This window comes from Amycolatopsis albidoflavus (genome assembly GCF_039525725.1).
GTDB classification, from domain to species: domain Bacteria; phylum Actinomycetota; class Actinomycetes; order Mycobacteriales; family Pseudonocardiaceae; genus Amycolatopsis; species Amycolatopsis albidoflava.
Genome location: NZ_BAAAHV010000015.1, coordinates 296,441 through 309,506 on the forward strand (window position 1 = coordinate 296,441; position 13,066 = coordinate 309,506).

Below are 13,066 nucleotides of genomic sequence, written 5' to 3' on the forward strand. Positions count from 1 at the left end.
AGTGCCCCGCCGAAAGAAGCCGCGTGGTTCCGTTCCGAACTTTTACCACGCTGCCACATCGAGACGGTTTATTCCCGCCGTTCTGCGGTCCGGCGGGTTTGTCTCCGCCAAAGATTCTTAACGTGCCGGCTCTGCTGGCGTGCTTCGCTCAGTCCGCAACGCTCAGGACCGCGTGGATCGCCGCCGCCGACGGTAACCAGCGCTTGACCGGATCCGGACGCGTCAACCACCGCACCGAGCCGAACCGCATTCTGGTCGGCGGCAACGGCACCTCAGCCGCGAGTCCATGAAAACGCACGCCGGCGGGAAGGCTTCCCCGGTCGATGATGAACTCGTTCGCATCGGCGAGGAACACCACAACGTCCGAAGGCCCGGGAAGCACGAGTGCCGGCGCCATCACTCCGGCGCTGCGCAGCTTCGCGCGCGCCCGTTCCGCACGGAGCCTGGGCGCCGAGAAGGCGACCGTCCCCGAAACGAGCGGAAGCAAAAGTGCGCCATCTGCGATCCGAGTTCGCCAGGCATACTCGGAGAGATACAAGTTCGACGCCTGCTGCAGCAACTCGACAAGCCTCGACGGAGCGGGCCCTAGTCCTGTTCGGAGCCCGTCCGACGGAGCAGAGACGATGGGAGTTGTCTCGGCCGCGTCCGGACCTTCCCGGCGTGCAGGGAGGCTCACAGCTCGAGGATGAACTCGGCGCACCTGCTGCTGGCGCAGGGCTGCTGCTCGCAGCAGACGCTGCAGGTGCCGTCCGCGGACGCATGCTCCACGAGGACCGCCGCCGCTTGCTCTCGCAGGTGCTCCAGTGCGGTGTCCCAGTCTTCGCGCAGCGGCTGCACGGAATGTGCGGTCGACATCATAGTCATCACGGCTCTCGGCTCTGGTGAGCGTCTGGCTCGAGTGGACGGTGAGTCGGCGCTCGATCGGGTACGACCGGATGGTCGTGCCCTCTAGTCTGAACTGACGTCCTTCATGAACTCTTGACGGCAGCTATGCGGCGGACAGGCCGTCGCGGATCCACGCGTGCTGCGGCTTTGTCAGCAGCGGCACGCGCTTGTTCATCGGCCGGCTGTCACGATCGGCCGCGATGCGCCTCAATCGGGCCCGCACTGCCTTGTCAGTCTCTTTGTCCGCCTGTGTGCGGTCTCCGGTCTGGAGCAACAGCACCTGTGCCCGAGACGCACCTGGCCGCACCTCGATCACCCGAAAGACCGCGTCCTGGCCGAAAACGACGCGGTCCGTGCGGTCTCCCACTTCCACGTCCGAAACTTGCCGACCGGTACGCGACCAGATCAGGTATTCCACGTTCCCGGGAAGCTCTGCTCCCGGCGCCGCGGTGGCGCTGAGCAAGTACCGGCCACACAAGACCGCACCAGGTTCGGCGAACCGATACGCGTCGTCGTCGAGCCATCCGGAATGGAGAGCCAGCCCACAGTGGAGCGGCAAGTGGGCAAGCCCCGACAGAACGCACCGCGCAACCGAATCCTTCGGATCAGGCCAATCCGCTTCGACAGTCGCGAGATGCCGTCGCACAGCGAGCAAGTCGTCAATCGCCGCGTCGGCGTCGTTCCCGCGCAGCGCCGGATTCAGTGCCAGCAGGCGCCGCATCGACTCCGCCGCAGCCGCGTAGCGGGAGCCGAGCAAGCTCCGAAGAGCAGCGCGCTCGGCCGGCGTGCTGCAGGGCATCTGATCGAGGATTTCGAGCTTGTCCGGGCCTGTGATCCGTTCCCTCGCCGCGCTGCGCAGCTCACGAGTCGGCGCGTCCGTTTCGAGCGCGGCCTGCTGCCGCGGGGCAGTCAAGGCCGGTCGGCAGGGAGCGTGAACACTCAGCACATCGCGGTCCTCCGGAGGCAGGCGGTCCAGAAGCTCAGCGACGCCGGCCCGCAGCCCAGGCGTGTCCGCGGTACCGGCAGGGCCGACCGTAAGGCGCGGTCCTGCCGGGTCGAACGGACGCGCCCGCGGCGCGCCCGCGCGCGGCGGCGCATCACCCTCGTACAACCAGAGGCCGGACGCGACCACCTCGACCAGGAGCCGATCGCCGAGCCGGTAGACCGACGGCGCGACTTCAGCCAGCCCGCGGATCGGCGGCCGTGCGGCCAGGACAATGGGGGCCGCAGTTCCAGGCAGGTGCAGAAGCTGCTGGGCGCACGGATGCCACGCCGGGGTGCCTTCCTCGCGAGGAACAACGACGTCCGCGCCGTTCGCGCCGAAATGCGGCAGCCCGGTGTAGGACTCCACACGGAAGCTGAGCCGGTCCGCGAGCGCTGCGGGCACCCCGCAGTGGGCACCGAGCGGGACCAGCCGCAGAAATTCGCGGGCACAGGCTGAAAGACCCGATATCACTTGGGCGATGTCCGCTTCCGGGAGCGCTGGGCCTCCGGGCGTCCCGACCGCGACGAGCATCGCCTCGGTCCGGCAAGCCAACGCATCGAGCTCAGCGATCGGCTTGTCGTCACTGGCGCCCAGCCAGAACCCGGCCGGAATCGGATCGAGCCGGAGACCGTCGGGCACCTCCACGCTCGAGAGGTCCAGCTGTGCTTCCCATGCCGGTGCGGGAAACCTGGCTCCCGACAGTTCGGGGGCCCGGCCTGGACGAAACCGCCACCAGCCCGCGCTCGTGAAGGCCGTCCCGGAGCTGATCCGCGGCCACCCGCCCGGGGTGACGACTTCCGCGGAGACCTGCTCCGCGATCCATTGCGCCGGAGGGAGAGGCCCCTTGCCCGGACCGGCGCTGACCAGCCTCACCGGCCCTAGCCCGCGCAGCGCATTCACGACGGCAGCTTCGACGCCAACGTTGTTCGTCGCGGCGAGGTCCAGGATCACGGTGGCGCGATGCGGATCAGCGACCAGCTCAGTTGCCATCTTCCGCGCCGCCGGGCTCGGCCCGGACGGCGGGCCGATCACCAGGACTGGTCCCACCTTGTGCCGCACCAGCACGACTGCCGGGGGCTTCGACCGATTCCGCGCTACGCGCCAGGGCCACATGAATGGATCCCTTCGTCCTGCCGGACATCGCACCAGTTCGGTGCCGGACTAGATCGACACTGAAAGCGCGAGTACGACCGCTCAAGTCGCGTTCGGCGGTTGTGCACCTGTGTGCGGCGGATTCGTGTCTCTCCGGTCATCGGACCGGACGAACCCGCAAAGGGTGCCCTTTCACACCTGGCGACCACGTCGCCCGTCAGGGAACACTGAGTCCCGGGACGTCCGCGCATTGACGACCGACCGGCGGATGCCCTGCCCTGGCCCGCGGCGCGACGCACGGCTCCAAGCCGCGGGCAGCACGGCGAGGGCGACGACGCCCCCCACGTCGCCCTCGCCGTGCGTTCCACTCGGCGCTGCCAAGTGATTCCCGCCGAACTGCCGCTCTCGGCGTCTCCGCAGGGATCGCCGTGCTGGTCCGCAGGCTCCATCCGATCGACCAGCCGCTTTCTCGTGTGCCGCACCGCTCTCCTGTTCCGGGAGGATCCAGCGATCTAGGCACCAAACAAGGGAAACAAGCAGGTCAGAAACAGATGACCCGCTCAAGCAGCTCTGCCAGCGCGCTTTCCAGCGAACCTGAACGATTTATCGCGGCAAGATCCCTCAAAAGCGATTACTCTCGGAATTCGGGTAACACCGCCCTAATGTCCCCTCACCAGATGACGCCAAGCAATGAGGTTACGCAGAATAACCGCGCACACCGAACATTAGTCGGCAGCACTCCCGGCACCGGCGCCGGCAAGAGACCTGGACATCAGCGCGCAAACCAGATAAAGCGGACACTCAGCCCGGTCTGGGCGGACTTAGTTCACACCGCGTCGCGCATTCCTGGACCGCGTCCAAACGATCCGGTCACCTCGCGTCAAGACTTCGTGTAGTCACACTCGGCACACTGAGCGCGTCAGAAGGCTCAGCGGCGTCAGGAGTGATCGATGGAACGAGTACGCGTCGCGGTGCACGCATCAGATCCCATTTCGCACGCCGGGGTGTCAACCTATCTCCGGTCCCGCGCCGAGCTCCACGTCCTGCCGTCGGGGCAGTCCGAGGATGCCGACCTGCTCGTCGTGGCCGCCGACGCGATCACTGCCGAGATCATGGCGATGCTGCGCGGCGCGACCACTGACAACCCGCAACTCCGCGTCGTGCTGATCACCAACGAGCTGAAAGAGTCCGACCTGCTGACTGCGATCGAATGTCGGGTTGTCGCCGTTCTGCCGCGCTCGGCGGCCACGGGAGAACGCCTGCTCACTGCGGTCGTCGCCGCTTCGAAAGGGTGCGGGATGCTGCCGTCCGACCTGCTCGGGACGCTCCTGAATCAGGTGGAACGATTGCAGCGGGAAGTGCTCGCCGCGCACGGGCTCACGGCCCCGGGGCTCGCCCCGCGCGAGGTCGACGTGCTGAAGTTGATGGCCGAGGGCGCGGACACCGCGGAGATCGCCGCGACACTCTGCTACTCGGAGCGGACGGTGAAAAACGTCATCTGCGCGATGATGAGCCGGTTGAATCTCAAGAACCGCCCGCACGCCGTCGCATTCGCCATGCGGGCCGGCATCATCTGACCGATGCTGGCCGTTCGGCGAGGGGCACGCTGAAGAGCCCGGCCACCCGAATACACCGGAGGCGATCCCGGCCACGGACCTGCTGTCAACACGGCGTTCCGCGCATGGACTGCCCGAACGGCCGACATCCCTCACTTTATGCAGCAAGAAAAGTGCAGGCTTTAGCGTCTGTGCGCACTCAACCCACCTGGCCTGGCGGTCGAGGCAATCTGATCTGGCCAAGGCTGCCAGCCCGGGCTGGCAGCGCCGACCGGCGGCCCATGGCAGGGTCGCCGGTCGCGCCTCGTCAACCGCTCCTAGTGGAAGATGTTGTCGACCACCTGGTCGGCACGCTTGATCTCGTCCATGATGTTGCCGAGCGACGTCCCGGCCGTCTGTCCCTTGACCGACAGGTCCTGCGCAGCCGCGCTGAGAGCGTCGTGCAACTGTCGGTACGTCGCCTGAGCCGTCGCGTTCCAGTCCTTCAGACTGGTGGCAGCGGCCTGGTCGAGTTCCTCCATCACCTTCCGCAGCGTCGCTGCTGTCGACTGCATGTCCGCAGCGATCGACTGCGCCGCATTCACGTTCGCACTGTATCCGGTCATTTCCCTCTCCGAAGTGTCTCTGCTGTAGTCAGTCGTGCTGGATCTCGCGACGGCAGGTCAGAGCTGCAGGCCGCTGTTCATGTTCGACATCGCCGTCTGAGCGGCGTCGCCGATCCGGCCGTGGGTCCGGACGTACTCCGTCAGCGTGTCCTGGAGCTGGCTGTGCAGCGTCACGGACTTGCCCTTGACCTCGGAGATGAGCGACTCGAGTTCGAGAAGAGCCTTGTTGAAGATATCGGCCGATTCGCCGCCGAAGTTCGGGGCGAGGCTCACCCGGTGGGATTCCACGGCGGCGCGGTTGCGCTCCAACGTCTGCACCGCGTTCTCCGCGACGGTGACGCTTGCACGGATCCCCTCGAGCGGGGTCTGAATCTGACTCATCTGGGCACCTTTTCGTCGAGACCCAAGACTGGCCGGGGTCGTCCTCAGCAATATCCCGGAGAGGAATTGCTCCGGGCGATTCCCTCATTGGGATCTGTTCCCAGTGAATCCGAGCCCGCTCCCCGTCACCAGGTGCCGAGTGCCAATATGCCCTCCTACGCACGGGATCTGTTCCCTTGCTGCCACGAATTGACTTGGCCAATGCGGGCATTCGCCGATTCCGGCGAACTCCCGCTCCGCCGTCACTGCCGCTTGACATCCTCCGGCAGCAACGTCCGCAGTTCCGGCACCGAATGCGCGCCGGACGCGCCCAAGCGGTCAGCCTGCGCGGCGATCACAGCCTGCGCGGTCTGGCACGCCCAATGGCCTTCCCCGGCTCCGGTCGCCGGCGAGCCGGCGAAGACCGACGTCAGCGCACGCACGGTCTCGCCGGTGCACACGTATTCACGGTCTTCGACGTAGCCGACCGCGATCGCGGCCAGCTCGCCCGCCGTGTACCCCGCGAACTCGAGCCGCCCGGAGAAGCGCGCCACCAGTTCCGGATGCCGGGCAAAGAAACTCCTCAGCGGGCCGCTTTCTCCCGCGGCGAGCAATGCCACGTCAGGGTACTCGTCGGCCGTCGCGACGAGTACCGCGACGGCCCCGTCGACCAGATCGCCCGGATGGTCGTCGAGGGCCGGAAGCTCTGTCAGGTAGAGCACTCCGCCGCGAGCACGGTCGAACGCTCTGCGCACCAATCTGCGCGTCTGGCCGAGCCAGCGGCCGACCAGCATGCCGGCCTCGACTTCGACGAGTTGGCCGCGGCTCAGCAGACCGGCGCCCCGGAGCAGTTCGCCGTACGCCGCGGCTACCGTCCGCTTGCCGGTTCCAGCCGGCCCGGAGAGCAGCGCACCGCATTCGCTGGGCTTCCTTCCGTCCAATGTGGACATCATGCCAGTCAGCGCCCTCTTGATCTCGACGAGTCCGACGAGGGCACGCAACGCTTCGGGCTGCTCGCTCGTCCGGCCCCCAGCGCCGTCCGCAGCCTGCCCCTGCCCAGGCGCTAGATCCGCGGCGGTCAGCCGCGTGAGGTCGCCGACGTCGGCAGTCACGGCAAGCCGCGTCGCCTGCCGGTCGACCATATCCTCGAACGTCTTCCGGGCGTCGCGGCCGTTGCCGAACGTTTCGCCGCGCGGCATCCGTTCGAAGTACGTTGCGAGTGCACGACGAGCAGCAGGCTCCAGTTCGTAGCTGTGCTTCGCGCACATCTGTTCCACGATCGTCACCAGCTCGGCCGGGCTGTAGTTGACGAAATGGATCGTGCGGCTGAACCGCGACGCCAGACCGGGGTTCGAGTCGAGGAATCCCGACATCTCCGCAGAATAGCCGGCCGCGATGACCACAACGTCGTCGCGATGGTCCTCCATCAGTTTCACGAGCGTGTCGATCGCTTCGCGGCCGAAGTCCGGCCCGGTGCCGCCTTGCCCGGACGAACTGAGCGTGTACGCCTCGTCGATGAACAGCACCCCGCCGAGCGCTCGGGTGAACGCCTCAGTGGTCTTGATCGCCGTGCCGCCGATGATTTGCGCGACCAGATCAGCCCGGGCTACTTCGACGAGGTGTCCTTCCCGGAGAACGCCGAGATCCGCGAGGATCGTCCCGTACAGCCGTGCGACAGTGGTCTTGCCGGTGCCTGGGGGGCCCGCGAAGACGAGGTGCCGGCTCATCGGCGGCGCCGGGAGGCCCATCTCCTGGCGGCGCTGCGCCATCTTGTTGAGGTTCACCAGCGTGGTGACCTCGTCCTTGACCCCAGCCAGCCCGACCAGGCCGTGCAGTTCGGCGATCGGGTCGCCGGGCCGTCCGTCCGCATGCGGCGGCCCGACCGGCCGCTGCGGGGCCGTCTCGCCGACGGAACTGATCGCGGCACTGCTCTCGTCCGACTGCCCCCCGTCAAGGCTCGACAGGTTCACCACGCTCAGGTTTTCGCTCGCGGCGGCCCGCCGCAGTCCCCGCCCACCGTTGTCAGCGACCTCGCAGTCCTTGATCGAAACCGGATCCGCGCTATGCACGACGAGTCCGTCGCAGGCATTCGAAATCGCCTTGCAGGACGTCAGCTTTGCCCTGGCCCCGACGGAAACGACCACGCCGTGGCGGCGAGCTGCCCGCACCGTAAGACGGGTCAGGCTCACCTCTCCCCCGCCCTCGACGACCACTCCGTCCGACGGTGCGGCAGAGATCTCGCCGTCGCGGAGGCTTCCCGAGCCCCCCGACGCGACGACTACCCCACAGCCCTCGACCCTGAGGCCCGAAAGCGTGGGACTGCCCCCGCTGCCCACCCGGATGCCGGTCCCCCGCGTCTGGATGACCTCGACCTTCTCGAACCGCCCACGGCCCTGATCAACGACCTCGATGCCGTCTCCTTGGCAATTGACCACGCGGAGATCCCGAACCATCGGGTTCGAGCCGGACCGCACGCTGAGCGCGACGCCGTCCAGACCGTCGAGCACCAGGCCGTCGAACTCCGCGGCTGAGTCCTCGTCGAGCCACACTCCGGCACCGCCGGCGACAGTCGTCGTTCTGAAGGAACTTGTACTCGCGCCGCTGACGACCAGGCCGCCGGTCGCCGCACCCGCAACCTCGCAGCCTTCGAACGTGCCGCGGGATCGCCCGGTCACATGAATCCCCGCCGCACCGGCCGCGCTGACGCGACACCGGCGGACGACCGGATCGGCGCCCTCCGCGACCGCGAGGCCGTGTCCAGCCGCGTCGTCCACTAGGCAATCCTCGATCACCGCCCGGCTGCGGGTAGTCAAGTAGATCCCCGAGTCGACACACTCTCGGAGCGTGGTGCGCACCATTGACGGCGAGCTCTCGTCCGCGAAGGCCGCAGCAGGCTTGCGCATCCCGATGATCTCGCAGTCCTCGATCCTGCCGGTCGCACGGCCGGTGAAGTACAGCCCGTTCCCGTTGGCATTGCGCAGAATCGTCCGCTTCAAGAGCAAGTCGCCGCTTTCGGCGACGACGACCGCAGAAGTCTCGAGGTCCTCGATCACGCAGTTCTCGACTGCGCTCCGGACCTGAGAAGTCACGACCACGCCAGCGCCGGCCTTGTTCGTCACGTGGCAGTCCCGCATGGCGATCGAACCCTGTTCCCGCGCCTGCACCGTGGCCCAGCCCCGGCCCGAGATGTCACACGCTTCGACGTCCAACTGACCGCGCACAACGTCCAACGCCACCTGCTGCTCGTCTTGCCCGATCACGGTCAACCCGGTCACCTTGACCGCTTCGGCGGCGCAGATGAGAGTGCTTCCGCTCCACGACAACAGCTCGACGGTGCCCCGCTCGGCGACGATCGTGACCACCTTCGTGATGACGACGCTTTCCTCGTAGCGTCCGGGCGCGATGCTGATCACCGAGCCCTCCGAAGCGGCGGAAAGCGCGGCAGACAACGTCCGGTAACCACTGGAGCGGTCAGCGGACACCAAGAGCATCGGGCGAGTCACAGCGCCTCCTTTGAAGACGGGCGGAGACTCAGTCCCCGGGCTGAAGGAATTAGTCCCGGACGAACCCGTCGAACGATCCCGCGCGGAACCGCGAGCCAGGTACGGATACGCGCGGCACCGGCGATCCCGCACTCGGCATTCGGCTCGTTACTATCCGGCCGCTGGCCAGTCCCGACCGAGTTCCCGCGGCGAAAATGGCCGAGGTACGGCCGAAATCGTGCCCCTTCGGTCTTCTCCCCGCCCGCGAGCGGATCCGGCTCATCCGACCGCCTCGAACGCGCCTGCCGCCTGCTGCTTGCACAAGTCCAGCCCGCCGATCAGCCAGGGGTGTTCCCTGGCGGTGAGCCGGAGGGCGAAGGCGCCGGACTGCTCGTCCCTTGCCTCGGCGACCCGCTCCAGCCGGTTCAGGATCTGCTTGTCGCGACTGGTGATCTCGGCCGGCTCGTGCTGATCGAGAACCTCACGCAGAAGAACCCGGCCGCCGCCGTTCCGCAGGACCTTGAACGACCTGCCCGGTGAGAACACCACACGCCCGGCCATCGAAGGATCCGAGGGCGCAACGTCAGCCACGCGACGGCCAGTCACCGACCAGACGAGGCATTCGGAGCCTTCGGGCAAGCCCGCATTCGTCGACGAAACCGCGTTGACGAAGCGATCGGAGGTTACAACAGTGCCCACTCCCGAATCCGCGGCAACGCGCTCAACGTGCAGCACCGGACCGCGGTGGGAAGGCAGCCGGCGCAGACCGGACATTACGCAACACGCGTAAGACCGCAGCGCGCTGAGCGGGCCGGCGTTCAAAGCGGCACTCGTCCTCGCTCCGCCGTTCGCCAGATACACTTGCACGCCGACGAGATCAGTGACCACTGCTTCCAGCGCCTCGCCCTCCACCGCCCGCAGACCAGGTTGGCGGGACAGCAGCCGCACCACCGCACTGGCGAAGTTGTCGTACTCCGTGCCGAGAGCCCGGCGCAGGAGGTCACGTTCCTCCAGCGTGCTCTGATGTTGCGGATCGATCACCTCGCCCACGTACCCGATCGGCTCCGGCACCAGCTCGTCCACAGGTTCCAGCGGCGCGGCCAGTTCCGGCTCGTCGGGCAGCGGCGGCAACGCGACCTCAAGCACGTCCTGGATTCCTCGGGAACTGTGCCGCGGAGCCGGGACCTTTGTCGCCGAATGCTCATGAACAGACGATTCGACAGCCACGACGGAGGCAGGCGGCAGCGACAACTCGGCCGGTGCGGGAAGCTGCTGACCAGGCCGCCAGAGCACGTTCGTAGGTGCGTCTTCGGACAGCGCCCCGGTCCGAGGAAGGTCCACGTTGGAGACCGGCGCCGGCTCGATCCGCCCCGGTGAGGCTGGAGCGGTGGGGAACATGAACCGCACCTGCCGACGGTCCGCGCCGTCAAGCCGGTCGAGGAGTTCGACAGCAGCCACCGACAACTCGTTCGCCGCGGGCCGGTCGGGATCGCCGATAGCCACCTTGATCCACCGCGGATCCAGCTCGACAGCCCGGATCCGGGAGGCGCACGGGGGAGCTTCGGGCGGCCGGATCCACAAGCCGGACGGAATCACTTCGACGACAATGTCCGTGCTGAGCCAATGCACTGCCGGGCCGCTGGCTGAGACATTGTCGAACGGGGCACGACGTTCGAGAACGACTGGCTCCGATCCCCCTGGCAGGTAGCCGACCTGGGTCGCGAACGGCCGCCAGGCGGACTGGCCGTCGTCGTCGATCGCGACCACGACCCGGGTTCCGGGAGCGGGCCCGCCGACCGGCAAACCGCCGTAACAGACCACTGGCTGTCCCGCCTCGTTCGCCACGAGCTGCCCGAGACTCTCGGTCTGCGAACCGAACGGCGCGACACGTGCCCGCGCGCGCACGTCGTCGGGCAATCCGGTCAGAACCCGTGCCACCGTCGACGCGGGAACGGGCGGCACCCCCGGACTGCCGACCACGATCGTCAGGGTCTCGGCGTGGTAGGGCATAGCATGGACCGAACGGGCGTGCGCGTCGCTGCGCGCCTGCGTGCTGCGCACCCAAAGACCGGCTGCGATCTGGTCAACGCGCCACTGCTTGCCAAGAGCCTGGGCGAGGTCGGCCGGCTCCGGCAGCGACGCCTCCCAGACGGGTACCGGGAAGCGGACAGTGGCAGGCTCGGCCGGCTGTCCCGGACGGAACCTGCGCCATCTGCCCGCTCCAGCGGGTCCTTCGACGAAAGTGCCGTCCCCGAGAGGCCGGACACCGCCGTCCGGAGCCAGCACTTCGACGTCAAGCTGCGCGGCGAGCCAACCCGCCACCGCGGTCTGGCCGGTTCCAGTGCCCGCACCCGCCAACCGGACCGGACCTACGTCGCGAAGTACCTCAACAACTGCTGTCCAGGTCCATGGGTTGCTCGGAAAGGGCAGGTCGAGAACGACCACTTGACGGTCCGGATCAGCCGGGAGCACATTCGCCCATTCGATCACTGCGGGCCTGCTCGTGCCGGGAGGACCGACGACGAGCGCATTGCCGACTTTCCGCCCCTCGAACCGCGAGCCGGACGGCATCCGCGCAGCCTGCTTGCGAGAACGGTTCTTGCCGATCATCGGGTCTGCCTCCATTCCGTGCGAGCAGCAACGGGATCCAGGACCGGGCCGGTCGGGATCAGCCCGAGCACCGACGTGGGAACAGGAACGGGTCTCACTCCGGCGAAGCCGAGCATGGCGGCGACGTCCGCCGACGGCACCGGATACTTGACACCGAGGTCGGTGACCAGAAACAGCGCCGCGGCGGAGACCCCGGGGGCGGATTGGGCCAAGGCGAGGGCGCCGCCTCCGGCCGGCACCGCCACGCGATCCGCATTCCCCACCGCGGCCGGCAGTTCGGCAGGCGCCAGTCTCGTCCGTCCGGACGGGATTGTCACCAGCTGGGCGAGCGCGCCTTTGTCCGAAGAAAACGACAGCTGCACGCACAAAGTGCTTCCTGCGGCGGACAGCAGATCAAGCGGCTGCGGCGGCAACGGTGGGTAGCCCGGCGTCGCCGCCGACCCAGCCAGCTGAGCTTGAGCGATGTCTGCGGAACTCACCGAAATCGGCACCGGCGAACCGCCGGGGTAGGCCGCGGCCGCAGCAGGGTCGGCGAGCAGGAGAGCCGCGTCGGTTTGGCTGACAGCAGCCAAACCGTCCTTCCGGACGACGAACTGGTCCTTGTGCCCGGAGGTGGTATCGCTGACAAGGACCTGGCCGATCCTGGTCGGCACGCCGCCGACCGAGCGGCCAGGGCTGCCCGTCCCGTCCGGCAAGTGCGCCGCGAGATCTGGGCCGCTCGCGAGCGTGTTCAACCACGCTGGACTGACCGGAACGGGTTGTACCGACATGAACCCGAGCGCGGCCAGCGCGCTGGCCCCCGACACGCGCATCCGCTCGTCGCGCCATACGAGGTAGTCGGTCCCGTCTGCACGCACCAGCACAGCCCGCGCCTCGGGCACGGGAGCGGCTTGTTCCGGCTCGAGGCCGAGAAGGATGGCCGGGGCGCTGCTGCCGTCGGGTTGCGGGTGGCTGGCGGCGCAGCTGTACCACGGTCCGCCGGACAACGCGGCTGGAGTCGGCAGAGCGTCCGGGGCGCCCATGATCCCGATCGCCTGGCCGTGCGACACGCCCGCCAGCGACTTCCGGCTGACCGTCTCGACCGGGGCTTGTTTTCCGTTGGCGAGCATTGCGGAGACATAGTTCAGGACCGGTCGCAGCGTGCCATCGAGATACACATACCGATTCCCGGTCTCCTTCTCCACGACGACAACGCCTGGAGCCGCCCAAGCCTTGTTGCCGCCGCCCGAGATCAGGCCGTACACCGCGAATCCAGCGACCAGCACCACGGCGAGGATCGCGCCGATCACGGTTCCGGTCGTCGCGCGCCGAACCGGAGTTTCCGGAGCGTCCGGCTCCGCCCGCACCAGAGCAGACACGAGCCGGGCGGCCAGATACCGGTAGGCGTGCAGCTGGTCGCGTTTGTTCTGCACGGTGTCCTCTCCACGGTCCGTTCAGCCTCGAACTCCGAATTTAGGACCGGGTCTCGCTGCCGGGAAGCGCGCAGAAACC

Annotated in this window: 9 protein-coding genes; 1 reads left to right on the plus strand and 8 read right to left on the minus strand. The window is 67.8% G+C overall.

What is annotated here, in order from left to right:
• Positions 1-148: 148 nt before the first annotated feature.
• The 3 genes from ABD156_RS25830 to ABD156_RS25840 form a co-directional block, all read right to left on the minus strand.
• Positions 149-559 (minus strand): hypothetical protein, encoded by a 411-nt coding sequence (locus tag ABD156_RS25830; protein ID WP_344278808.1) that lies wholly within the window; start codon positions 557-559, stop codon positions 149-151.
• Between the two features lie 113 nt (positions 560-672).
• Complete coding sequence (locus ABD156_RS25835; protein WP_344278811.1) at positions 673-864, minus strand: hypothetical protein; 192 nt, start codon at positions 862-864, stop codon at positions 673-675.
• A 124-nt stretch (positions 865-988) separates the two neighbouring features.
• Entirely contained in the window at positions 989-2,983 is a 1,995-nt protein-coding gene (locus ABD156_RS25840) for a hypothetical protein (protein WP_344278814.1), read from the minus strand.
• A 1,061-nt stretch (positions 2,984-4,044) separates the two neighbouring features.
• Between ABD156_RS25840 and ABD156_RS25845 the strand changes: the two genes are divergently transcribed.
• Positions 4,045-4,539, plus strand: a complete 495-nt coding sequence (locus ABD156_RS25845; protein ID WP_344278817.1) for a response regulator transcription factor — start codon at positions 4,045-4,047, stop codon at positions 4,537-4,539.
• Positions 4,540-4,835: 296 nt separating this feature from the next.
• Here ABD156_RS25845 and ABD156_RS25850 read toward each other — a convergent pair whose 3' ends face one another.
• The 5 genes from ABD156_RS25850 to eccB form a co-directional block, all read right to left on the minus strand.
• Complete coding sequence (locus ABD156_RS25850; protein ID WP_344278820.1) at positions 4,836-5,123, minus strand: WXG100 family type VII secretion target; 288 nt, start codon at positions 5,121-5,123, stop codon at positions 4,836-4,838.
• A gap of 57 nt (positions 5,124-5,180) precedes the next feature.
• A complete protein-coding gene (locus tag ABD156_RS25855; protein ID WP_344278823.1) occupies positions 5,181-5,504 on the minus strand; it encodes a hypothetical protein in 324 nt (107 codons plus the stop codon).
• Positions 5,505-5,746: 242 nt separating this feature from the next.
• The gene (locus ABD156_RS25860) at positions 5,747-8,986 is read right to left on the minus strand and encodes a right-handed parallel beta-helix repeat-containing protein (protein WP_344278827.1); all 3,240 of its coding nucleotides are present in this window, start codon (positions 8,984-8,986) and stop codon (positions 5,747-5,749) included.
• Positions 8,987-9,244: 258 nt separating this feature from the next.
• Positions 9,245-11,575, minus strand: a complete 2,331-nt coding sequence (locus ABD156_RS25865; RefSeq protein ID WP_344278830.1) for a hypothetical protein — start codon at positions 11,573-11,575, stop codon at positions 9,245-9,247.
• On the minus strand, positions 11,572-12,987 hold the full coding sequence (eccB, locus tag ABD156_RS25870; RefSeq protein WP_344278833.1) for a type VII secretion protein EccB: 1,416 nt from the start codon (positions 12,985-12,987) through the stop codon (positions 11,572-11,574). The genes ABD156_RS25865 and eccB overlap by 4 nt, the downstream gene beginning before the upstream one ends.
• Between the last annotated feature and the right edge of the window lie 79 nt (positions 12,988-13,066).

Coding starts and splice junctions, on each gene's coding strand:
- ABD156_RS25835 (WP_344278811.1), bottom strand. CDS start 864: ATGACTATGATGTCGACCGCACATTCCGTGCAGCCGCTGCGCGAAGAC.
- ABD156_RS25840 (WP_344278814.1), bottom strand. CDS start 2,983: ATGTGGCCCTGGCGCGTAGCGCGGAATCGGTCGAAGCCCCCGGCAGTC.
- ABD156_RS25850 (WP_344278820.1), bottom strand. CDS start 5,123: ATGACCGGATACAGTGCGAACGTGAATGCGGCGCAGTCGATCGCTGCG.
- ABD156_RS25855 (WP_344278823.1), bottom strand. CDS start 5,504: ATGAGTCAGATTCAGACCCCGCTCGAGGGGATCCGTGCAAGCGTCACC.
- ABD156_RS25865 (WP_344278830.1), bottom strand. CDS start 11,575: ATGATCGGCAAGAACCGTTCTCGCAAGCAGGCTGCGCGGATGCCGTCC.